This window comes from Neobacillus sp. S1227, from assembly GCF_055385255.1.
Genome location: NZ_AP038276.1, coordinates 1,073,158 through 1,096,777, shown reverse-complemented (window position 1 = coordinate 1,096,777; position 23,620 = coordinate 1,073,158). Strand labels below are relative to the sequence as shown.

Below are 23,620 nucleotides of genomic sequence, written 5' to 3'. Positions count from 1 at the left end.
GAAATGTATGTGGAATGAGTTTAAGCAATTCGCGATGAAAGGAAATGTCATCGACTTGGCAGTTGGTGTGATAATCGGCGGAGCTTTTGGGAAAATCGTTTCCTCGTTAGTTGATAATGTGATTATGCCAATCATTGTTTTATTAACTGGTCAAGTAGACGTGAAAGATCTGGCCTTTAAAAGTATTAAATATGGGATATTTATCCAAAATATTATCGACTTTTTTATCATCGCCTTCACGATTTTTCTTTTTATCAAATTTTTAAACCGTTTCAAGAAGAAGGAAGAGGTAAAAGAGCAAGCACCAGTAAAAGTAGACCGCTCAGAGGAATTGCTTGCTGAGATTCGCGATTTGCTAAAAGAAGACAAAGATTTTTTACGAAAAAATGAAACTCCTTGACCACTTTTTCGTATATCTTTAATGTAAGCAAATTATTTATGAGGTGAAGATAAATTGTATAATACACAAACTTCGACAGAAATGATGCCATCGGTATTACGGACTTTTGCGTTATCCCTTGCCATTGCCTTTGTCGGAACGATGGCCGGTGTTTATGTTCCGCCTGCCTTATTTATGCCATTAGCTATTTTAGAATTCATCATGATTCTTGCTGCTGTTTTCTTTAGAAGAAGGAAGGCCATTTCTTACTCTTTCCTTTATGTCTTTACGTTTATTTCGGGAATCACCCTGTATCCGATTGTCGCTTATTACGCAGCAACTGCAGGTGCTAATGTCGTCGTCATGGCTTTTGCGACAACAACTGTCGTGTTTAGCGGGATTTCCATTTATGCGGCTAAATCCAAACGGAACTTCTCGTTCCTAGGCGGATTCCTGCTCGCTGCATTGCTCGCGTTAGTGGCCATATCGATTTTTAACATTTTCTTCCCGTTAAGCTCAACAGGGATGCTTGCTTACTCCTTTATCGGGGTACTGGTATTCAGCGGATATGTCCTCTTTGATATCAGCCGAATGAAGCATTACGGTGTCCGCCCGGAAGATGTACCGATGATGGCATTAAGCTTATACTTGGATTTCGTTAACCTATTCATCAGCATCCTGCGTATTTTCGGGATTTTGAATAGCCGTGACTAATTTTATATAACAAAAGGAGCTTGAGACTATCCTCAAGCTCCTTTTGTTATATAAGTTGCAGCCCCCTATGAATCAATTGTTTGATGGAAGGGGCCCGTTTCGTGAAGTGTCCTTAATAATCTTTGAATATTAGAATGGCCTGCGTCATGTAATTGATAAAGCTCCAGAATTTCCAGCCGCAATAACCACTCATTTGGATAGTCGTCATCAAGGAGTGCTATAATTTTCTCTACCTCCGACGCATTCCAATCCGAGCTTTCACGAATCTGGCGAATCAATTCATATAGGCTTTCGAGTTCGGTTTCACCATCCCTTACCTTTTCTTCTTCAAACGGCATTGCCGGCTGCATATCTAAAAAGGAGTACGGATCGGCAGCACCTGCAAAAACGGATGTAATTCCTTCCCCAACAGCCATGTCAAAGGTTCCCCAATCGGGCTTAAATAAAAGTTGATTGTTAAAGCTAACCGTACAATCCTTAAATGAAATGAGAATCGGTTTCCCCTCAGCAAGCAGAATCTTCTTAACTATCCCTTCCACTTTGATACCGCTTTCAAAACACAGGATTGCTGGGCTGTCCTCGTAGATTCCCAGGGCAGGCAATTGTTCCGGATTGCAATTCTCCAGAACAATGCCACCTGCTAAACGGCCAATCGGTGTTCCAAACCCTTTACGGTGGGTTTCCGTACTATGACCAATTAACTGTATATCATCAAAGGATAACGCTGTCGGCCCTTTGGTCCGGAAATAAACGGCTTCCCCACTTTCATCCTTTAAAATCTCAGCCAGCGTCCCAGTTACCTGCAGGCCTGAGGAAAAAACAGCGGTCGCGATTGCGTCCGTTCTTAATGCTTTTTCGAGACTTTCCGTGCCGCCTTTTCTGAAGGCCATGGTTTCAGCGAATTCATCAATTTCTGCCGCCAATTCCGCAAAGCTGTTACAAACAAATAACTGCGGCTGCGGCTTGGTCACATCATACGGGGTGTTGATACATTCCTCAACGGAAAATGGGATTTTCCGTACATTATCCGCAAGACAGCTTTGACTTTCCCCTACTGACGAAAGCAGCCCTGCCCCGTAAATCTTCGGATGATCCAGGTCGCCAATTAATCCATATTCAACCGTCCACCAGAAAAGCCGTGATACTTTGTCTGCTTCCGTTAATCCCTTAACCTTTTTCCTTGCCTCGGCTACCCTATTTTCAGCATCCCTTACCTGCTCAGGGGTTGATTTCGGGTCCTCTGCGACAATCGTTAATTGGCGGACGGTCTTAAATACCTCCAGCTTTTCCTTGCTGGAAAGTGCCTTCGCCCCCATTTCCCCTATTTTTCTAACAAACTCGCGGTATGACGAGTCCAAGAGAATAGGAGCATGTCCTGCCGCCTCATGGATAATATCGGGCGCAGGCGTATAAGCGATATTTTCAATTTTTCGTATTTCCGTCGCGATTGGCAGAATGCGGTTTTCTAAAAAGCTATAAAAAGCGGCGCCGGGAATCAAACCGTCTATCGCGACAGCCCCCCAGCCTACTCGTGCCAATTTTTCATTCATTTCCTCGACCCTGGGAATCGATTCGATATTTATCCCCGAATCCTTCAAACCTTTTACATACGCAGGATGGGCAATTTTTTTCAAATTAGAATGGTTCTGCCTCATGACAAATCGCCAGACAGCGTGGTTAATCGGCGTATAATGACGATAATGCTGCTTGGCAATATATTGTTGCAGGTGAACAGGAATCTTATTGCTCACTGTGACCTTCTCCTTTTTAAAAAAATATCTATCTATAAAAATATTATTACATATCGTTTTGTAAAAGTACTTTTGTCTAGCGGTCCATAGTTTTTGGTACAGCCCCCTTCAAGAAGAAGGATAGGCCGATTTTCTTGCAGACGGTGGCATAATGCATCAGGAATAATAAAACAGAGCCCGTATTCATACCGATGATGACACCGTTCATTCTCCACTCATACATCGAACCAAGTAAAAGGATTAGGGCAAAGCTGATGACCGTCGACCAAATAATATGGAAAAAAGCTTCTTTAATCATATCCAGTCCAATCATAAACGCCTGAAGCGGCATAATGAAGTAATGAAATAAGAAAAACGGCCAGAGCAGCTGAAGGTAAATAGCCGATGTTTCTGATTTAAAAAATAAAGAGGTCAGCTCTGGTGCAAAAAAGTAAAAAATTGTAACGGCCGAAATGCCGTAGACGAAGGTAAGCACCATTACCTGCTGAAGCATCTTTCTAAGAGATGGGTAATCCCGGTCGGAATGGGTTTTCGAAACGGCCGGAATAAGAACGATCAGCAAGGAATGGGCTATAAACGCCGGGAAAAAGCCAATCGACATCGCCACCCCCATCAACATCCCAAACTGTTCAGTCGCAAGCGTTTGAGTCAGGCCTGCATGGACCAAAGCCCCTTTGATAATAAAGGGCTGGATGGCACCCGTAAAAGCCGAAAACAAGCGCATGCTCGTAGTTGGAATGGAAACCGCCATTAAATTTTTCCTGACAAGCTTGCGATTGAGATTAGAAAACGGCTGTCGTTTCATGTGATGATATTGAATCATGAACATGTAAATTAAATAAAGGAAAACGACAATTTCACTGCCAATTAGTGTCCCAAGGGCCACTAACAATGAGGTCTCCGCACTAAATTTAAAAAGGCGGAACAGCGCAAACAAAAGTCCAAGTTGGACGGCTTTCCTAAGGAAATTAGAAATTGCAATTTTCCCCATTTGCTGCCTGCCCATAAAATAGCCTCTGGCAACGGAGGTAAAGGAAATGACCGGAATTAAGAGGAGCACGAGCCACCTGATGTACGGATGGTAGGTATCAAATATTGGGATAAACGGTATCAGGACGGTTCCTGCCAGCAATAAGACACTAGTGAAGACAATCGTAAGTGTTATCGCATGATAGAGGATATTCCGATGATAGCGTTCCTCCCTTTCCGCGACAAATTTGGAAATGGAGACAGGCAATTCGAAACTCGAAAGCAAGACAATGAGAAAAACAGTTGGAAGAATGGACATATACAGCCCGAGACCATGGGAGCCCAATTCCCGCGCCAGAATCATATTAACCAAGACTTCAATTCCTTCACCTAAAAAGGCGGTCGCCGCCAAAAAGAAAATACCCTTGTAGTAAACAGCCATTTTGGATTCCCCTTTATCAATCTCACTTTTATAAACTTATGAGACAAGTTCTCGGATTAGTAGGGGATTTTTCCGAAGCATAAAAAAAAGGACGCAAGGCCCTTTTTTATGCGGCTGCAGTTACTGTCCGCTTTCTTATAAACCAAGTCATTGAGATAATGACCAGTATCAACGCAATCTGAGTTAAAGTCGTTTCCCATGTCGGATATAGTCCGAGCCAATCAATAAATGGAAGGTTTTGGACCGTACTAGTTGACAGAATATTGGATACCTGCAATGCATGAATGCTGATTCCTAGAATTTTAAAGGCCAAGAAATAGATTAAAATAGTGGCGGCCTTAAAAAATAAGCTGATTGGTATTTTCACACTGTAATGAATAATCGCAAAGCCGACAACAGCAAGAATAACAATGGCCAGCACAATGCCCAGCATAAGCTGCTGCAAACTGATATAAGGGGTAATTCCCGCATAGAAGATAATCGTCTCCGCTCCTTCACGGAAAACCGACAAAAAGCTTATAAACGCAAAGGAAATAAGACTTCCTTTAGCAATCGCCTGCTGCATCTGTTGGTTTATAAACTTATTCCAGCTGCCGATGCTTGATTTATTATGCAGCCATGCGCCGACCGTCAACATCATCACAACAGCCACAATACCGGTTATTCCCTCAATATATTCCCGGCTCGAAGCTGCGGTAATTTTGGAAAAAATAATATTAATGAAAACTGCCAAAACTGCACTTGCCACAATCCCGGCAGCGACTCCGGCCCAAATCCACTTTTGCTTCGCCGCCTGCCCCATTTTCTTTAAAAAGGCAATTAAGGTGGCAACAATTAATAATCCCTCCAGGCCTTCACGCAAAAGAATCAAGGCTGCATCCCATAAGGAATAGTCCGTTTTGCTGGTTAATGGGGCCAACCGCTCGTTAAGGTCCTTTACGATGGAGAGCGCTTTTTCAGAATCAACAGTTTTTGAGTTTAATAAGCTGATGGCTGTTGGAACTTTCGTTTCCAAGTCGCCGTATAGCTTGCTGTCTCTGGTTTGAACATCGCCTTCGACCATTGGCCAGATGTTGAGAACTTCATTTAATTCATCCGCTGCCTGCTGATAATCTTTACCTGCAATCTGATTTTCGGCGTTGGTCAATAATTGGGTAAGGTCTGTTAATGTATAGCTTTTTGTTTCCTGCTTCTGAACCTTTCCTGCCAAGAAATTTTCTACTTCTGTTTTCAAAAGTTCCAAATTTTGTTCAGCTTTATCAAAATCAGCCGGTTCTTGCGTAATCGCAATCCGAATTAATGCCGTATACTTTTCAATGTTCCCATAAGATACAATACTTGCGTCATGAACAATTTTCTCTGATGCAGTCCACTGATTCATAAGCGTCTGATACTGTGCCTTTAATCCATTTGTGCTCCCTTGTGCAATGGACTGTTGAAATTTTTCAATCAGCGGCAGCATGGCTTTAACTTTCACTTTTTCCTTGTCTTTATCGACAGGATTTTGTTCTTCATCATATTTGATGACCGCACTTGACAGTGAAGAAAGCCCTTTCGCAAGTTCCTCCTGATCAATATTCCCCTGCTTAAGTAAGCTTTGAACCTTTTTTAGCTCTTGGTCCACATTTTTCGTCTGTTTACTGTCCGCTTTCTTTAAGGAATTCCACTCTGCTGCAAATGATTCTATATTATTGGAAACTTCGGCTGTATCACCAGCTTTTGCTTTCATCAAACTGTCGCCAATCAGGACAAACAACTCATCATGATTTTCTGCCGCAGTTCCATGATAAGCTGGCTGGAAAAATAAAACCAACGCCATTATTAGTAAAAATGGTCTCCACATGTATGCCTCTCTCCTCTAATAAACGGAAAACATTAAAGAAAAAGTGTTTCTCCGATAAACCCGCCTTGTTTGCATCCCGGCAGGCAAGCAAACATAGCACTGCCGCGGTGGGTCGTATATTCATTTAATTTATCCAATTTTGAAAGCCGCTCTTGAATCGGGATAAATTGCTTGCTAGGTTTCCGCTGAAAACAAATGAACAAAAGCCCTGCATCAAAGCTTCCTGTTTTGATATCCATGCCATTGGAATAGGAATAGGCCCTTCGAAGAATTTGCTGATTGCCGTCCCCGTGTGAAAGGCGGACGTGTGAATCCGCCGGGATGTAATATTCACCCTTATCATCCTTTTTCTTTAAATCCAGTTTTTCAAATTCCTTTTTCTGGCCAAGCGGTGCTCCATTGTCCCGATAGCGGCCAAAGGTATTCTCTTGTTCCCTTAAGTTCGTACGGTCCCAAACCTCGATATGCATTGCAATTTTCCTTACCACCATGTAACTGCCGCCTGCGAGCCAATCCGGGCCATCTCCAGGCTGAACCCACACCTGTTGATTCATTTGTTCCACGTTGCTAACATCCGGATTTACCGTTCCATCCTTGAAGCCAAACAGGTTCCGCGGCGTTTCCTCTTTTGGATCAGCTTGCTTTGATCGCTGGAATCCCGGCTGGGCCCATCTTAAGATTGCTTTCCCTCTGGCAATCCTAATCAGATTGCGAACCGCATGAAAAGCGACTTGCGGGTCATCAGCACATGCTTGAATACAAAGGTCGCCGCCCGTCCATTCCGGTTCTAATGCATCAAGCGGAAATTTTGGAAGGTCCGTTAACTCTTCTGGCTGCTTATCTTTAAGCCCAAAGCGATCTTTGCCGTCCTTTAGAAAAAGACTTGGTCCTACACCAAAGGTGATTGTCAGGTTTGATGCCGATAAGCCTTCCGCTTCCCCGGTGTCTTTTGGCGGCAGGAATTCATTACTAGAGAGGTCACCGACAGGTTTTCCCTCCATCATTAGTGCCGCTGCTTTTGTCCAGTCCTGAAAGAGTTTTGTTAATTCCTCTTTTTTGGCAGCTGAAACATCCAAGGCTGCAAAATAAAGATGATTTTGAGTTTTAGTTGTGATGCCGCTTTGGTGTTCTCCGTAAAACGGAACGATGTCTGTTTTACCAGTGCCGGTTGCTTGGCTTTCGTTGCTGGAAAGGATACCTCCTAATCCAGATGCTCCAATCAAAACCCCGACTCCGCCAACACCTGCTGTTTTTAAAATATCCCTGCGTGAGAATTTCTTTGCTGTTATTGAAGCTTCGGTTGTCTTCTCAGTATTTGACATGTTAGGATGCCTCCGTTACGACTCCGATTTGGGAAAGAGGTTCAGCAAGGGCGTCTATCCCCTGGCTGAGTTCTTTTACTTCTTCTTGGGATAAATCCGTATACACCTTATATCCAGTGTCTTGTTTATGCTTGTTTAATAGATTGTAGACTTCCGCAAAACGGGTTTCAATTTCCTTTGAAACGTCTGCATCTTTCTTTTCTAATTCAGGTTTTAAAAGTTGGTAGATTTTCTCCGCACCCTCCAGGTTTGCGGCAAAATCATATAAATCGGTATGAGAATAACGGTCTTCCTCTCCAGTGACCTTGGAAGTGGACACCTCGTTTAAAAGGTCGACAGCACCCGTGATTAACATCTCAGGAGTAACCTCAACAGTTTCGACTTTTGCTCTTAATAGATTTACATCCTTCATTAGCTGGTCAGCATATCCTTCATAGCCATTTGTTGTGTTTTCAATCCATAGTCCCTTTTCAATACGGTGATAACCGCCCCAATCTGCTTCGGGAACATCGCCTTCACGGGCGTCAATTTTCGGATCAAGGTCACCAAACACTTCGGCAATCGGCTCCGCCCGCTCATAGTGCATCCGTGCCGGAGCATAGAGTTCCTTCGCTTTCTCGATATCACCGTTTTTAACTGCTGTAGTAAAAGCTTCGGTAGCTTTGACAAACTCCTCAATTTCACCAATCGCATACTTACGATACTCATCTGTTACACCTTTTAAGGCTGCTGATTCGGTTTTCTTCGTTTCTTGCGGCTTTCCTGCTGCCGAATCATTATTGGTCTTTCCGCATCCAAATAAAAGGCTGCTTGAGAGTAATAGAATTCCAGATACTTTTAGTAATTTCATATTTTATATAAACCTCCGATGCGTATATAATGATAATCATTATCACTATGTTTAATAATAACAGCAATTGAGAAATATTTTCAATTGTTTTTTTATTTGAAAATATGTAATTTGGCTTGCTCTCGACATAATTTGGTTTTCTCACGACATATTTTCGCTGTCTCACGACAAACGTTCGGGTTTTCACTACTTAATTTCCGATCCTCACTACACATTTTGGAATAATATTGAAACCGCGCAAAATAGAACCTTTCTCTCGACATAATGTAGTCGCCTCACGACATATTTCCGAACCCTCACTACTTAATTTCCAGTCCTCACTACACTTTTTGGAATAATATTGAAACCGCGCAAAATGGAACCTTCTCACGACATAATTTAGTCGTCTCACGACATATTTTCGAACCCTCACTACTTAATTTCCAGCCCTCACTACACTTTTTGGAATAATATTGAAACCGCGCAAAATGGAACCTTCTCACGACATAATGTAGTCGTCTCACGACATATTTTCGAACTCTCACTACTTAATTTCCAGTCCTCACTACACTTTTTGGAATAATATTGAAACCGCGCAAATTAGAACCTTCTCACGACATAATTTGGTCGTCTCACGACATATTTTCGAACCCTCACTACGTAATTTCCAGCCCTCACTACACTTTTTGGAATAATATTGAAACCGCGCAAAATGAAACCTTCTCACGACATAATTTAGTCGTCTCACGACATATTTTCGAACCCTCACTACTTAATTTCCAGCCCTCACTACACTTTTTGGAATAATATTGAAACCGCGCAAATTAGAACCTTCTCACGACATAATTTGGTCGTCTCACGACATATTTTGGTCGTCTCACGACATATTTCCGAACCCTCACTACTTAATTTCCAGTCCTCACTACATTTTTTGGAATAATATTGAAACCGCGCAAAATGGAACCTTCTCACGACATAATTTAGTCGTCTCACGACATATTTTCGAACCCTCACTACTTAATTTCCAGTCCTCACTACACTTTTTGGAATAATATTGAAACCGCGCAAAATGGAACCTTCTCACGACATAATGTAGTCGTCTCACGACATATTTTCGAACCCTCACTACTTAATTTCCAGTCCTCACTACATTTTTTTTGGAACAAATTTGGATTCCCCTCCCGCACAATAAAAAAGACTCCCCATTTAAAGGAAAGTCTTATTGATAATTATTGAATTAACGAATGCTTAAACGCATAAATAACCGCCTGGGTGCGGTCCTGCACGTTGAGTTTGCTTAAAATGTTGCTAACATGGGTTTTGACGGTTTTTAAAGCGATAAAAAGTTCGTCGGCAATTTCCTGATTGGTTTTGCCTTCAGCCATCAGCAGCAAAATTTCCAGTTCCCGGCTGGTCAGGTCCTCATGGGGCATGTGCTGGATTTTCTGGCGCATTTTCACCATCATTTTTCCGGTCACTTCCGGCTCCAGGACAGTTTGGCCGTTAAAGGTGGCACGAACAGCATTAGCAATTTCACTCGCTTTTGAGGTCTTCAGCATATAGCTTGTTGCCCCAGCCTCCAAAGCAGGGTACACTTTTTCATCATCCAAAAAGCTGGTCACGATAATAATCTTAGCTTCCGGCCATTGTTCGATAATTTGCCGTGTTGCCTCAATTCCGTCCATTTCCTTCATGACCAAATCCATTAAGATGATATCCGGACGCAGCTGCAATGCCAGTTCCACTCCAGTTTTTCCATTATCCGCCTCACCAACAACCTCAATATCGGGCTGGGCCGATAAATAGGCGGACACACCAATTCTAACCATTTCATGATCATCGACAAAGACTACTCTAATCATCCGCACCCTCTCCATTACTCATCACCGGGACCTTCACCTCGAGCCTCGTCCCTTTATTTTTCATACTGACAACCTTTAGCGTACCGCCAATTTCCAGCGCCCGTTCATGCATATTCTGCATCCCGTAGGAGCCCGCTTTTGCAGACTCAACCTCAAAACCAATTCCATCATCAACAACCCGCATAATAATCAGATGGCCCCGCTTGATTAGCAGCACTTCCAGTTTTTTCGCCTTCGCATGGCGCAATGTATTGGAAACCGATTCCTGAAGAACCCGGAAAAGATGATCCTCAACGCCCTTATCAAGCGGAAACTCCTCTACCTTCCACTGAATATCCATCGTTACCTTTTGCCTTAATTCGAGCAAAAGCTCTTCAATTCCTTCCTGCAGCGATTTATTCTTTAAAGCAATCGGACGCAGATGCAGCAAAAGTGCCCGCATCTCAAGCTGGGACTGATGAATCATTTCCTCCACCATTTTTAACTGTTTTGACTCAAAAGATTCCGCGGAATCCTCCCTTGTCTCATTGATGGCAGACATCATCATTGAAGCGGCAAAGAGCTGCTGGCTCACGGAATCGTGCAGCTCCCGGGCTAAACGGTTCCGTTCCTGTTCAATAATTTCCTGGATGCGGGCTTCCTGATCCTCTACCTTTTCTGTAGCAAGCCGCTGCGAAAGCTTTGCCTGCTCAGAAAGTTGCTTGCCGATTTTCTCAATTCGTCCGGCAATCGCCTGCATTTCTGCCACAGGCTGCTTACCGGTAATATCCGTATACCTTCCCTCCTCCAATTGATGGAGGGAGTGTTCAATACTGTGAAACTGCCTTCTCCAGAATAGCCCCGTCACAGCCCCGAGCAGAATCCCGCCAGCAATACTGAAAGCGGGGACAAAAATGACAATCGGAATATCCATAAAATTTGTAGTCCATAGTTCCGACCAATTGTTCAAGGGAAAAACTACCGTAAAAACGGCAGTAATCATAATCGTCAAACCTAAGGCAAACGCAGTACTCCACATCATCTGACGGCCTGCAGCACTCATATCCGGCTCACCTCTAAATTCCCGACGATGAGCGATGTAAGGATTTTCACCTTGTGCTCGGCCTCTTCATAGCCCTGAGTTTTTAATTGAAAAACCTGGTTAAACATTTTCGTTTCATGATGATCAAAAACAGTTGAGGAACCGACTAGGCAGGAATGCTGGACACTGACATCTACCTCATACGGGACGAGAATCTGCACGTTTCCAATCAGGTTCCGGATAAAGATCACCGTTTCCCCTTTTGGCAGCATCGTATAGCTAAGGTCAATGATGGTGTCGCCGATGCCGGCCTGGATATTGATATCTTTCCATTCATATACTCCAGCCGGCGTTTTTTGCTGCCCTAAAAAGATATTTTCAAACAAAGGCTTTGTTTGAATAATCGTTTCTTCTTTAGGTATTGGCTCCGATTCCTTAATTTGCAAGGCAACTTTATTCGGATTTTTTTTCGAAGTGATGAATTGTATAAAAAAGTGCAGTAAGATCGCTAATAGAAAAAATTTAAAGGTCATCATGTTTAACACGCTGATGACAAAGAAAATGATTCCGCCGATGAATAGCAGTTTGCCAAGCTTTTTACCAGACCTTTTACGGCCCAAATAAACCATGCCGCCTGCGATAAATAAGGAGAAAATGAGCCCGCTGTTGAAAAATAATATTTCTAAAAGCAATATGACCACACCGACAAGCATCAGCCAGCCTAAATAGTCATTTTTTACATTCTTAAACATCGGTTCACCTCTCCTCTCGTTTTATGTATGGGCAAAAGGCGTAGGACCCTACGCCTTCATTCTTAAGAATACCATGTTTTGGTTAAGAAATGGACTTGCTTTCTTCCAATTTTATGTTTTTTTCTAATTCTGCAACCCTCGCGTCAATCGTGCTGCGATAATAAGAGCTGTTCACCTTGTGCTCAAGGCCGTCAAGATAGTTCTCAATTTCCTTGAAGCGGGAGAAGGCTTTATCCGAATAGGTATTGGAGTCTAGTACCTGATTCATGCGCTGGTTTGCACGGGTGACGTTCTCACGGCCCATCAGTTCCATCCGGCGAAGCTGCATGTCTTTCAGCTTATGCTTCATTTCTTCATATTTTCTTTCTAATTCCCCAAGCTGACCTTTTACCTGGTCAAGTGAGGCACTTAGGCGCTCAACACGGGCAGCATATTGCTGGAATTCGCTTTGAGCAAATTGATATAACTCTTCCTCTCCGGCTTTCGAAGCCACTTCTGCTTGATATTTTCTTTTCGCGGCCATTTCCGAAGCCTGATTGAGTTCTTTTGTAAATTCATCCCGCAGACGGTACTGGCGCTCTACCAGTTTTCTAACCTTTTCAGTTTCCTGCTCGCTTTCACGAAGATATTGATTCAGCAGGGCAATCGGGTTTTTGTTTTCCTTTTGGTCAAGTGCCTCATGTAAATCAGCTAAAACAGTGTTTTTAATTCTTGTAAATAGGTTGGTCATGATCATACTCTCCTTTAATATTAGTTTTTGTTTAGTTCGTTCCATTGTTTTTCAAAATTAACGAATGGATCGGATTCTTCCTTAAACTTGATGGTTTTATTTTGATTCCATTTTTTGTAGATGATATATAGCGCATATGCTGCTACGGCACCGATGATGGCAGGTACATTATGGAAAGCTGCCATCAGTACGATGAAGCCTAAAATCCCAAGACCGATTTTTGCCCAGATGGAATCTGTTTTTAAAAACTGCTTCGCTATGAAGTAAAGAAGCACCAAGCTGACCGCTAATCCCACCATGGGACCGATAGTAGAAAGTAACACCACTGCGGCGATACCCCCCGCAACCAATAAACCAAACTTTTTCATTTTGTTGTTCACTCCCTTTCTTTAGCTAATCAGAATTTATATTCATAAATTCTGAACGCATAAATTCAACTACGCCTCTGTCGTCGTCCTATCGGACTAGCCAATCGGCGAGTTTTCATTTATCTTGATTTCATCTTACCTTTTTTCCACGGTTTCCATAATTGCGCTAGAGCTTGATTTTTGGATAGGTCTCGAGTCTTAGAAAGGGTCGGTCCATAAACACAAAAAAGGCCAGTTTCTTGTGAAACTGACCCTTTTTCCATGTTATTTAGATATAAACATTTGCACCCAATAATGTCCGTATGAACCGCCTTTGGCATACCCAACGCCGATATAGGTATTCGAACTTAGAATGTTGGCGCGGTGGCCTGAGCTGTTCATCCATGACTGTACAACTGAGGCAGGTGTTGTCTGCCCTGCAGCAATATTTTCGGCAGCAGTTCGATAGGATATACCAAAGTTTTTCATCATTGTAAATGGACTGCCATAGGTAGGACTTGTATGGCTAAAATAACCCTTGTCCCGCATATCCATCGCCTTATAGCGGGCAACCCTTGAAAGCTCCCAATCCGCGGTCATCGGCTTTAAGCCATTTTTCGCACGCTCCTGGTTGGTCAATTGAATCACTTGGTTCTCAATTGATTTTGCCCCGCCCAAGTCCGGAATTGTGACCTTTTGTCCTGGATAGATAAGGGCCGGGTTTTTAAACTGGGGATTGGCAGAAATAATTTCTGAGAGACCAACCTGATACCTGACAGCAATTTTCCAAAGCGAGTCCCCTGGCTGAACTGTATAAATCTGCTGGGCAAATGACACGCTTGGGATACAAAATATAGCTAGCAAAAACAAGAAACTAAACCATAGAGATTTTTTCATTTTACACCTCCTCCGAATATAGAATTTTGATTTCAGGCTCAAAATATACAGGGAAGGATAAATATAATTTAAAGCCGATGCTACGAGGCTTGTGGAGGCCTAAAAACTAGTGAAAGACATTTCCTGGATGACTTATATTATGTTAATTTTGGCGAGCTATCGTTTTACCCATTTAATCGTTTTTGATAAAATCACCGAATCCATACGCAGGCCATTTATGAAAAAAGTGGAGGTAAAAACGGAAAATGGGGAGGTACATACCAAAGAGGTCCCAAAATCCCTGTTTGGTTACTTATTAAAGTGTTATTGGTGTGCCGGGGTTTGGAGTGCGATTATTCTGGGAGGCGCCTATTTGATTTTTCCAAAAATAACTTCAGTTTTTATTTTTATTTTTTCCATTGCCGGAGGCCAATCCATTATTGAGACGTTTGTCGGCGTCAATATTAAAAAAGTTGATTATTATTCTGAGTTAAAGAAAAAGGATAATTAGCAAGATTATTTCCCCTTGCGCATATATTTTAAAAAAGATTTTAAGGGGGAATATCGTGGGTGTCTGGTGGGTTACGACAATTGGCGTGGTAATTTGTCTTGGTCTTGCTGGTGGTGTATTGGTTCACTTTTTAAGAAGTGCCTTGGATATGGAAGACTCGACCCGAATAGATAAAATCGACAGCAATACCGAAACCCAATTTAAAGACAAGTCTTAAATGGTGATCTCGCACTGAACCCTGTTTACGCAGGGTTCTTTTTTATTTAGCTTACATTGATTTTTGAATTTAGGAAAAATTAAACATGAGATTATTTTGGTAATGGAGGGTATTTATGAGTTCTAATAAAATTCCAAGGTTTCCAAAACCCTATTGGCGAGAAATCGAATTGCCTTCTTTTGAAGCCTTAAATGAAGATTTGTCTGTTGATGTGGTAATAGTAGGTGCAGGAATCACAGGTATTACGGCGGCCTATTTATTGACACAGGAAGGACTGAAGGTGGCGCTTTTGGAGGCTGACACTGTCCTAAACGGCACTACTGGCCATACTACCGCTAAATTAACAGCCCAGCATGACATTATTTATGATGAATTAATCAGTCATTTTGGCGAGGAAAAGGCCCGGCAATATTACAAGTCCACCTCTTCGGCTATTGAGTTCGTAGAGCGGCTTGTAAACGAAAAAGGAATTGATTGTGATTTCAGCAAGGAAGATGCCTATGTGTATGCCACTACGGAGCAGTCAAAGCAGAAGCTTGGAACCGAATCAGAGGCCTACCAGCGCTTAGGGATTCCTGGCACGCTAAAGGATACGATTCCGTTTAAAATTCAGGTAACAGGAGCTTTGGCCATGCACAACCAGGCCCAATATCACCCATTAAAGTTTTTGGGGGCACTTTTGGGTGAAGCTGTGAAGGCTGGCTGTCAAGTTTATGAACATACAACAGCTTGGGATATTGAGGATGCTGAAGGCTCCCAGCCTGTAGTTGTAACCAAAGGAGGCAATCGTGTATCCTGCAAGCATGTCATCATGTCTTCGCATTTTCCTTTTTACGATAAACCAGGGCTATATTTTGCGAGAATGTATCCAAGCCGGTCTTACGCTATCGGAATTAAGACGGATAAAGAGTATCCCGGCGGCATGTATATCAGCGCTGATGACCCGCCCCGCTCCATTCGTTTTACGCCTGTAGATGGGGAAAAGTTGATTATTGTGGGCGGTGAGAAGCATAAAACCGGCCAGGGCAAAGACACAATGAAGCATTTTGAAGCTTTGGAGGCCTTTGCTGAAGAGGTATTTGGGATAAAGGAATATGCTTACCGCTGGTCCGCCCAAGATTTGATAACCTTGGACAAGGTTCCCTATATCGGCCCGATTACGGAAGACCGCTCGAATGTGTTGCTGGCAACCGGGTTTAAGAAGTGGGGCATGACGACAGGTATTTTTGCTGGGCACCTACTCAGGGATTATGTATTGGACCGGGACAATCCTTATAAAGAACTTTATTCACCGCACAGATTCCAAGCTGACCCTGAATTAAAAAATGTCATTACGACGAACTTAGACGTGGCCAAGCACCTTATTAAAGGGAAATTAGAATTTGTTCCGAAAGATGCCGATGAACTGGTTGCCGGCGAAGGCTGTCCTGTCATGTTCAACGGAAAAAGAGCAGGCGGCTACAAGGATGATAACGGTAACCTTTTTGTGGTAGACACAACCTGCACCCATCTCGGCTGCGAATGCGAGTGGAACCATGCCGAAAAGACCTGGGACTGCCCATGCCACGGTTCGCGGTATTCCTTTAAAGGCGATGTGATTGAAGGTCCGGCCAAGGAAGGATTGGAGTTGCTGTCGGAAGGGTGAATTTGGTAGAAGATGAGCGGATTAGGACCGAGGATGTGGGTAACGACCTTTGTTGACAATGTTCAAAGGGGACCCTGTTGGATATCTACAAATTTTTAGCGGATATCTACATTTTATCAAGGATATCTACGAAATATTAGCGGATATCTACAAATTTTCAGTGGATATCTACAATTCGATCTTTCTCCTAAAAAAACGCCTCCCAGTCGCTCGGAGAGAGGCGTTTTTATCTCATTTATCTAGGATTCCCGTGCGGACGGTTCCGTTTTAAAGCTTCGCCGGTTTCAAATTCAACCAATTCAGAGCTTGTTTTCATTGCTTTCTTGCGGTTGTTATTACGCTGGGCATTCGCGTTGCCGAGTTTCGTTCTACCCACACTAATCAGCTCCCTTTTTTAAAAAGTCATTGATAGTATGAGTGAAAACAAAATGACTTATTCTAAACTAAAAACCGGTGCTTTTCTTAATTTTTCCAGCTGTTCAAAGGCATAGGCCACCTCAATCAGGACCGGTTCACTATAGGCTGTTCCGGCAAACGTGATCCCCGCCGGCTCACCACTAACAGTAAACCCAGCCGGCACAGCGATGGATGGATAGCCAGCTTTGGCGCTGATGTGCGACCCTTCATCGCCTGGAAAAACAATTGCATCCAACCGATATTTTTCCAAAGTATAATCAATCCCTTGCTCTGTCGAATGATATAAGTCGAATTCCAACGCATCCAAATAAGCAGACTCTGTTAAAGATCCGCTTGTCGCTTCAGACTCCAGCAGCACTGCCTGGCCATATTTCAGCATTCGCTCTTCATCGGCATTGTTAAACACAATCAAGTCGTGCAAGCTGCGAACTGTAACGGACGGGTGTAAACCATTCAAATAGGCATTCAGATCCGGCTTAAATTCATATGTTAACACGTCATATTTCCACTTAGCTTTGGCGCAAGGAATTTCAATATTCTCCACCACTTCTGCACCAGACGATTTCAATAGCTCTACAGCAGCCTGAAAGACTTCTTGCTTCTCCTTTGTTAAAAGCTCGAGGAACCCATTAACAGCGATGCCAAGCCTTTTACCTGCCAAACCGTCCTTAAGAAGACTTTTTGAAAAATCGACCCCGGCAAGCGGATTCGTCAGTGTAATCGGGTCAGCATCATCCCTGCCGCATAAGGTGCTAAGGAGAATCGCAGCATCCTCAACCGTTCTTGTCATCGGTCCTGCCGTATCCTGGGTATGAGCAATTGGAATAATCCCGCGGCGGCTAATCAGTCCAACTGTCGGTTTAATGCCGACAAGCGAGTTTTGGCAGGATGGGTTTAAAATGGATCCAGAAGTTTCCGTCCCAACGGCTCCTGCAGCAAAATTAGCAGCAACAGCAGCACCCGAGCCCGAACTCGAGCCGCCGACATCAAATTTTCCTGGCCCATACGGATTTAATACCTGCCCACCGCGCGAGCTGTAGCCGCTCTTCATTCCATCCGCCATGAAGTTGGCCCACTCCGTCATATTTGTTTTTCCTAGAATAACCGCACCAGCCCTCCGTAATTGCTCAGCTGCATAAGAATCTTTCAAGGCTATCGAATCCTTTAAAGCTAACGAGCCAGCGCTGGTATGCATTTTGTCGTGGGTGTCGATATTGTCTTTTATTAAAATTGGGACGCCATGAAGAAGACTGCGCCGCCCCTTCACTTTTCGTTCCAAATCAAGTGCTTCCGCTATCTGTAAGGCATCTGGATTTATTTCCAGAACCGAATGAATCTCCTTATCATAAACTGAAATCCGTTTTAAATATAATAGGACCAGCTCTTTGGATGTAAGCTCGCCGCTTTCTAATTTTTCTTGAATTTCACTAATGGTGACTTCCTCGAGCCATTCTTCATAAAATTCTTTTAACTTTGGATTTTGCATTACATTTCCCCTCCAATTTCACCTCTTATTATTCAAGAAGGTTATCTAAAATCCCTTTTCCCTATGAAAAAAGGCTGTGGACATCCCACAACCCTTAACTCCGCGACGTCTGCTTTTCCGCCACGATTTGCCCTTTGTAAAAAGTTCTTTTTTCAACCGACACTTTTAATTCCCGGCCGTACTGTTTTAATTCCCGCTCTTCCCGGTCTGTTACCAGTGAGATGACCATACCATCCGCTCCCATTCTTCCGGTTCTGCCAGCGCGGTGGATATACTGGGTAATATCCTTTGGCAAGTCAATTTGGACAACATGAGTGACTCCCTGAATATCCAGCCCTCTTGCCGCCACATCGGTAGCAACCAGCATTTTCAGCTTTCCTTCACGGAAAGCTTTTAGAACTGCCTGACGGTCAAGCTTTTTCATTTCACTATGTAATATTCCAACAGAAAGTTCTTTAAAATCAAACTTTTCCTTCATTACCTGCAACTCGCCGATATCATTGATAAAGGCAAGTGACTTGCTGCCTTCAAGGCGGGCAACTTTTTCAAGCAATTTGATCTTTTCACGACGTTCGCAGACTAAATAAACATGCTCTACCGTTCCACTGGCTGAAGCTGCATCATTCCGTGAAACTCGGATAAATTCTGGCTCTGTGGTTAAATCCCTTGCTGTCTTTTCAACCGCTGGCTTTAATGTCGCAGAGAATAATACCACTTGACGGTCCGCCATCGTTGACCTAACAATATTCTGCACTGACCCCAAATGCTCAGAAGTAAGCAGCTGGTCACCCTCGTCCAAAACAATCATTTTGACTTCGTGCATTTTTACCTTTTTCTGCTTAATCAATTCGAGCAGCCTGCCTGGTGTTGCAAAAATGACATGCGGGCGCTTTTTTAATTTTTCTAGCTGCCTTTTCAGGTTTGCTCCGCCAATAATCGAAGTGCCTCTGATGCCGCTGCCTTCCGACCACTTCTGGAATTCCTGAAAAATTTGCATTACCAGTTCCTGTGAGGATGCCAGTACAACGCCTTGAAGTGACTGCAAATTGGTATCTATTTTATCAAGCAATGGCAGTAAATAAGCAAGCGTTTTCCCGGTTCCCGTCGGCGATTCGGCAACCACATCTTTTCCCTCGAGAATTGGCGGAACAGCCTGCTCTTGAATAGCTGTGGCAGTTTGAAATCCGGACTTTTGCCATGCCTCTTGTAAAAAGGGCTTTAAATTGTTTAACATCGTTTACTCCTTTTTCTACATCATTTTTCATGCTGTTTTGATACTAACGTAATTGGGCCCGGGTGTCTAGTTAGCTAAGGATTACGCGGTGGTGTTGAAATAGAAAAGAATCCAGGCCATGTGATAAACGAGGACAGAAACGTAAAGGACACAAGCCGAAACCAAAAGGGTGCGAATCCTCCCCTTCAAAGGACGAAGATAATACAAACCAAGTAACAGAAAGGGAAGGAAAATTTTTATCAGATAAAAATGGGCCCAGCTTTTTTCAATGACAGCTTTCATCAGCGGATTACCCTCTTCAACGATTCCTGAGCTAATGCCAAACTGTGTCAAAGCAGCATCTGCCACTCCGGCAAATAAAAGGAAAAAACAAAACTTCACGTTTAACCCCCTTTCACTATTCAGTGTTTCTACTAAGACATATGCTGATACATACACATTTATATATTAACATAAAAGGAACAATTATTTCTTTATAATGAACGACTTGATAGATTTTCTAGTTGCTTCGTTTTTGAAATGTTTGTGAACAATCCCGACAAATGGATTTACGCAGGGAGAAAAGATGATAGAATGAATCACAGGAAGATTACAATATAACGGAGTTGAAATTAATGTTAAAGAAAATCTCCTTCATGGTATCCATGCTGTTTTTTCTATTAGGAACGAATGTATTCGCACACTCCCATTTGGAAGATTCCTCTCCGAAAAATGGCGAGGTGATAACACAGGAGCTTAAAGAAATTACCCTTACCTTTGAAACAAATTTAGAACAGACTAGCACCTTTACAATGAAAAATCAAAACGGTACAGAAGTCCCTTTGTCACAGGTGACTGTTGATGGCAATAAATTAGTGGGAACGCCAACGGATAAATTAGAAAACGGAGGATATACTGTACATTGGAAGATTATTGGAATTGATGGCCATTTATTAGAAGGCGATATTCCATTTACGGTACAGCTGCCTGAGGTTCAAAAGGATGCGGCCTCAACTGAAGGCACTTCTACTGAGCAAACTTCAACGGAAAAGAGCGACAAAACTGATGATACTGCAGCAAAAGAACAGAAAGCTAAGAGTGCTGCTGTCATGGCAAAGAATGTTGAAACAGAAGGACCAACCTTTAAAAACTATGTGATCCCTGCCTCAGTCGGCCTTTTAATAGTCGTCGGCGCGGGAAGCTATTGGTTACTCTATAGAAGGAAGCGTGCTTAATGTTCATAGCGAATGTCCTTAGCGAAACCTTACTTTATTTGTGCTTTTCCATATTGTTAGGTAGTTTTATTTTACAGCTTGTTCCAGAAACGGCACGCCCTGAAATAAAAATCTCAAAAGGTCTATTGCTGACAGCAACTCTCGGAGTTGCTTTTCTTTCGTTTATTCCGGTTTTAAAAATCATTTTGTATTTGTATAAGGACCTTGGTTTAGGCATGACCGTTCAGTCTGTCATCCTCAACTTTGAGGTTGGGAAGTCTTGGGTTCGCACTGCAATAATCAGCTTCGTTCTGTTGATTTTTTTAATACCTATCCGTCTTGAGAAAAAGCGAATCTTTTCCTTTATAGGGCTTATCTTTACCATCATTTTAATTAATGTGCGTGGTTCAGCAAGTCATGCCAGCTCCATTGCGGGATGGCAGGGTTATTTCACCCATTCCACCCATTTTCTTGCCGTTTGCACATGGATAGGAATTCTTGTTACGGTCGGCTGGTTTTCAAAAAATCATGCCAATTGGCAGCGATTCTTAAAGTGGTTTACCCCGATGGCCGTCATTTGTTTAATCCTGATTGCTCTAACAGGATTTGACTTGATGAGCTATACGATGAATGAAGGTGACTATGTCAATTCATGGTCCTTATCTTGGGGACAAGCGCTCTTGCTTAAACATTTGGCTATAGTGCCGCTATTGGGCTTTGCTTTTATTAACAGTATCCTGATTCGAAAAAGACTATCAAGTGACGCGGCATTTAATCCGCTGCCTTGGGCGCGGCTTGAGAGTGTAGTCGTGTTATTGATATTTTCAATGACAGGGGCACTTGGACAGGAATCGCCGCCGCATAATATTCAATCAACGCTTTCCGAGTCAGGTTACTCACCGCTCTTTAGCTTTTTTCATTATGACAAAGCTGCATTTCCGCTGCATTTTTCACCGGGTCTCATGTCAGTTGGGCTTTTCATATTAGCATTCATTTTTTGGGGAATGATCGTCTTAACCTTTACCAAAAAAGCGCCAAAAATAATGTCCATTATCATGAGTATTCTGTTCATCCTTGCTGGATATTTAGCTTTAATGCTCGCTGTTTAATGCCCAATATAAAACTAGCGTGAACCGCTGATGTGGTTCACGCATTTTCTTAATGGCCACCGCTCCGCACATGGCTTACTGATAAGCCAACTGCCGCCTCATTAGCGGCGTTCCTCATATCCATAAAGCTTTCCTCCGCGTAGGCATGTTCGATGACATCCTTGTATTTTTTCTGAATTTCCGGCAGGCGGACCTTTAAGGAAGGGGTCAGTTCACCATCATCAACAGACCACTCCTTGCCAATAATGACCACCTTTTTTGGCTGCTCATACTTGGCAAACTTTTTCGTAAATTTGGCCACTTCCTTTAATAACAAGCGTTGTACTACCGGCTCTCCTAGCAGCTGTTCAATACTTCCAGAAAGCCCTTTCTTTTCTGCCCAAGGCAAAAGATTCTCCAGGCTAGGAGTGACCAAAGCAATGACATACTTTTTGTCCTGACCAACGAGGACCGCATTTGATATATATATGCTTTGGGTTATCGCATTTTCAACTGGCTGAGGAGCGACATTTTTTCCGGTCGTTAGGACAATAATCCGTTTTTTCCTGTCGACAATTTTTAGATAGCCTTCTTCATCGATGCTGCCGATATCTCCGGTCTTAAACCAGCCATCTTCGAATACCTCAGCAGTCGCTTCTTCATTCTTGTAATAGCCCTTCATAACACTTGGGCCTTTTACTAATACCTCGCCATCCGGGGCAATTTTGATCTCCAGATTCGGAAGCGGTTTGCCAACTGTCCCGACTTTTGAACGTACCATCGGATTTGCACAGACCACCGGCGCCGTTTCCGTCAGACCATAGCCTTCAAGTGCAGGAATATCAACAGCCCAGAAGAACTTGCCGATTTCTGGATTCAAAGCACCTCCCCCAGAAATAAGCCCTCTTACTCTGCCTCCAAGCTTATCTTTAACCTTTTTGTAGACAAGGGCATTGGCAATCTTCCAGCTGCGCTTGATTTCTTTAGGGAGAAAGCCTTCTTTCATAAAGTCATCAAAGCTTTTGCTTAAGTAATGCTCGTATTTTTTCAAACCCACTCCAATTGCCCATTTAAATATTTTCTTCCGTAATGGCGTACCGGATTCGACCATTTTTTGGGCAGTAGCATATACTCGTTCAAACAGGAGCGGCACGCTGACTAACACAGTTGGCCTGACCTCCAAAAGGTTTTCTTGAACCTTATCAATTCCTTCTGCATAAGCGATAGTTGAGCCAACTGATAATGGCATAAATTGCCCAGCCATCCGCTCGAACACATGTGACAACGGCAAATGGGAAAGCATCACATCGGATGGTCTTGCTTCAAGCACCCAGAATTGAACCCCTTCGATGTTAGCTAGTATATTGCCGTGGGACAGCATGGCTCCTTTCGGGCTGCCTGTTGTTCCTGACGTGTGGATAATTGTTGCGAGGTCGTCTCTGGTCATTTTATCCCAAATTGACTCCCAATTACCTAAGGGGTTAACAGAACCAAGTTGGGCCAAATGCTGCAATGATAATAGGGTGTCTTTTTCGGTGAAGTTATTAGGGGCAAAGATAAGCGCCGTTTTCATGGGAACGCTGCCATTTTGGAGCACCTTTTTTAAATAGTTTTCATCTTGTACAAAAATAAAAGTGCAATCGGCATTATTTAATATATACTCGATTTGATCATTTGGAAGAGTTGAGTGGATGGGTACGCTGACAGCCCCCAGACTTAAAATGGCCAAATCGGCTACCGGCCAGTAAGGGTTATTTTCTGATAATATTGCTATCTTATCATTTCGTTTTACACCAAGATGGGCAAGACCTGCTGCCACCTGTTTGACTTTTTCCCAAAAGGTAAAATAGCTAATTCCACGCCATATCCCATTCTGCTTCCATAAAAATGCATCCTTATCTGCGTAGCGGCTGGCAGTACGGGCAACGACTTCCACTAAATTTTTTGCTTTCATTGGTGCCCTCCTATCAAATTGAAATTTTAAAGAAAACC

General features: G+C 43.0%; 23 protein-coding genes. 7 read left to right on the top strand and 16 right to left on the bottom strand.

Annotated features, from left to right (window positions below; translation table 11 throughout):
- Positions 1-7: 7 nt before the first annotated feature.
- Positions 8-400: a large-conductance mechanosensitive channel protein MscL gene (gene mscL, locus ACZ5AE_RS05535; RefSeq protein ID WP_464570239.1), complete on the top strand. Its 393-nt coding sequence runs from the start codon at positions 8-10 to the stop codon at positions 398-400.
- An 81-nt stretch (positions 401-481) separates the two neighbouring features.
- Complete coding sequence (locus ACZ5AE_RS05530) at positions 482-1,093, top strand: Bax inhibitor-1/YccA family protein (protein WP_464573549.1); 612 nt, start codon at positions 482-484, stop codon at positions 1,091-1,093.
- Between the two features lie 65 nt (positions 1,094-1,158).
- Here ACZ5AE_RS05530 and ACZ5AE_RS05525 read toward each other — a convergent pair whose 3' ends face one another.
- The 11 genes from ACZ5AE_RS05525 to safA all read right to left on the bottom strand — a co-directional run bounded on the left by ACZ5AE_RS05525 (position 1,159) and on the right by safA (position 13,858).
- Entirely contained in the window at positions 1,159-2,844 is a 1,686-nt protein-coding gene (locus ACZ5AE_RS05525) for an aromatic amino acid hydroxylase (protein WP_464570237.1), read from the bottom strand.
- Between the two features lie 76 nt (positions 2,845-2,920).
- On the bottom strand, positions 2,921-4,255 hold the full coding sequence (locus ACZ5AE_RS05520; protein WP_464570235.1) for a polysaccharide biosynthesis protein: 1,335 nt from the start codon (positions 4,253-4,255) through the stop codon (positions 2,921-2,923).
- Between the two features lie 106 nt (positions 4,256-4,361).
- Positions 4,362-6,074 carry an FTR1 family iron permease gene (locus tag ACZ5AE_RS05515; protein ID WP_464570233.1) on the bottom strand — a complete coding sequence of 571 codons (1,713 nt, stop codon included), beginning with the start codon at positions 6,072-6,074 and terminating at the stop codon, positions 4,362-4,364.
- 56 nt (positions 6,075-6,130) lie between these two features.
- Complete coding sequence (gene efeB, locus ACZ5AE_RS05510) at positions 6,131-7,420, bottom strand: iron uptake transporter deferrochelatase/peroxidase subunit (RefSeq protein ID WP_464570231.1); 1,290 nt, start codon at positions 7,418-7,420, stop codon at positions 6,131-6,133.
- A gap of 1 nt (position 7,421) precedes the next feature.
- Entirely contained in the window at positions 7,422-8,270 is an 849-nt protein-coding gene (efeO, locus tag ACZ5AE_RS05505) for an iron uptake system protein EfeO (RefSeq protein ID WP_464570229.1), read from the bottom strand.
- Positions 8,271-9,478: 1,208 nt separating this feature from the next.
- Positions 9,479-10,111, bottom strand: a complete 633-nt coding sequence (locus ACZ5AE_RS05500) for a response regulator (RefSeq protein ID WP_464570227.1) — start codon at positions 10,109-10,111, stop codon at positions 9,479-9,481.
- Positions 10,104-11,153 carry a sensor histidine kinase gene (locus tag ACZ5AE_RS05495; RefSeq protein ID WP_464570225.1) on the bottom strand — a complete coding sequence of 350 codons (1,050 nt, stop codon included), beginning with the start codon at positions 11,151-11,153 and terminating at the stop codon, positions 10,104-10,106. The genes ACZ5AE_RS05500 and ACZ5AE_RS05495 overlap by 8 nt, the downstream gene beginning before the upstream one ends.
- Positions 11,150-11,884 (bottom strand): cell wall-active antibiotics response protein LiaF, encoded by a 735-nt coding sequence (gene liaF / locus ACZ5AE_RS05490; protein ID WP_464570223.1) that lies wholly within the window; start codon positions 11,882-11,884, stop codon positions 11,150-11,152. The genes ACZ5AE_RS05495 and liaF overlap by 4 nt, the downstream gene beginning before the upstream one ends.
- An 82-nt stretch (positions 11,885-11,966) precedes the next feature.
- Positions 11,967-12,614 (bottom strand): PspA/IM30 family protein, encoded by a 648-nt coding sequence (locus ACZ5AE_RS05485; protein ID WP_464570221.1) that lies wholly within the window; start codon positions 12,612-12,614, stop codon positions 11,967-11,969.
- Positions 12,615-12,634: 20 nt separating this feature from the next.
- Positions 12,635-12,982: a lmo0954 family membrane protein gene (locus tag ACZ5AE_RS05480; RefSeq protein WP_464570219.1), complete on the bottom strand. Its 348-nt coding sequence runs from the start codon at positions 12,980-12,982 to the stop codon at positions 12,635-12,637.
- A gap of 264 nt (positions 12,983-13,246) precedes the next feature.
- On the bottom strand, positions 13,247-13,858 hold the full coding sequence (gene safA, locus ACZ5AE_RS05475) for a SafA/ExsA family spore coat assembly protein (protein WP_464570217.1): 612 nt from the start codon (positions 13,856-13,858) through the stop codon (positions 13,247-13,249).
- A gap of 109 nt (positions 13,859-13,967) precedes the next feature.
- On the opposite strand from safA, the gene ACZ5AE_RS05470 reads away from it, so the two are divergent.
- From ACZ5AE_RS05470 to ACZ5AE_RS05460, 3 genes are all read left to right on the top strand, one after another.
- The gene (locus ACZ5AE_RS05470; protein ID WP_464570215.1) at positions 13,968-14,348 is read left to right on the top strand and encodes a DUF1360 domain-containing protein; all 381 of its coding nucleotides are present in this window, start codon (positions 13,968-13,970) and stop codon (positions 14,346-14,348) included.
- Between the two features lie 55 nt (positions 14,349-14,403).
- Positions 14,404-14,565: a hypothetical protein gene (locus ACZ5AE_RS05465; protein ID WP_464570213.1), complete on the top strand. Its 162-nt coding sequence runs from the start codon at positions 14,404-14,406 to the stop codon at positions 14,563-14,565.
- A gap of 115 nt (positions 14,566-14,680) precedes the next feature.
- Positions 14,681-16,210, top strand: coding sequence for an FAD-dependent oxidoreductase (locus tag ACZ5AE_RS05460; RefSeq protein WP_464570211.1), 1,530 nt, complete (start codon positions 14,681-14,683; stop codon positions 16,208-16,210).
- Between the two features lie 235 nt (positions 16,211-16,445).
- On the opposite strand, the gene ACZ5AE_RS05455 is transcribed toward ACZ5AE_RS05460, so the two are convergent.
- From ACZ5AE_RS05455 to ACZ5AE_RS05440, 4 genes are all read right to left on the bottom strand, one after another.
- On the bottom strand, positions 16,446-16,586 hold the full coding sequence (locus ACZ5AE_RS05455; protein ID WP_172799159.1) for a hypothetical protein: 141 nt from the start codon (positions 16,584-16,586) through the stop codon (positions 16,446-16,448).
- A gap of 57 nt (positions 16,587-16,643) precedes the next feature.
- Positions 16,644-18,113 carry an amidase family protein gene (locus ACZ5AE_RS05450; protein WP_464570208.1) on the bottom strand — a complete coding sequence of 490 codons (1,470 nt, stop codon included), beginning with the start codon at positions 18,111-18,113 and terminating at the stop codon, positions 16,644-16,646.
- A 94-nt stretch (positions 18,114-18,207) separates the two neighbouring features.
- Positions 18,208-19,347, bottom strand: a complete 1,140-nt coding sequence (locus ACZ5AE_RS05445) for a DEAD/DEAH box helicase (RefSeq protein WP_464570206.1) — start codon at positions 19,345-19,347, stop codon at positions 18,208-18,210.
- Positions 19,348-19,428: 81 nt separating this feature from the next.
- Positions 19,429-19,728, bottom strand: a complete 300-nt coding sequence (locus ACZ5AE_RS05440) for a DUF5658 family protein (RefSeq protein WP_464570204.1) — start codon at positions 19,726-19,728, stop codon at positions 19,429-19,431.
- Positions 19,729-19,961: 233 nt separating this feature from the next.
- Between ACZ5AE_RS05440 and ACZ5AE_RS05435 the strand changes: the two genes are divergently transcribed.
- Positions 19,962-20,561, top strand: coding sequence for a copper resistance CopC family protein (locus ACZ5AE_RS05435; protein WP_464570202.1), 600 nt, complete (start codon positions 19,962-19,964; stop codon positions 20,559-20,561).
- Entirely contained in the window at positions 20,561-21,649 is a 1,089-nt protein-coding gene (locus ACZ5AE_RS05430; RefSeq protein WP_464570200.1) for a copper resistance D family protein, read from the top strand. The genes ACZ5AE_RS05435 and ACZ5AE_RS05430 overlap by 1 nt, the downstream gene beginning before the upstream one ends.
- A gap of 49 nt (positions 21,650-21,698) precedes the next feature.
- On the opposite strand, the gene ACZ5AE_RS05425 is transcribed toward ACZ5AE_RS05430, so the two are convergent.
- Positions 21,699-23,582 (bottom strand): AMP-dependent synthetase/ligase, encoded by a 1,884-nt coding sequence (locus ACZ5AE_RS05425; protein WP_464570198.1) that lies wholly within the window; start codon positions 23,580-23,582, stop codon positions 21,699-21,701.
- Positions 23,583-23,620: the final 38 nt, after the last annotated feature.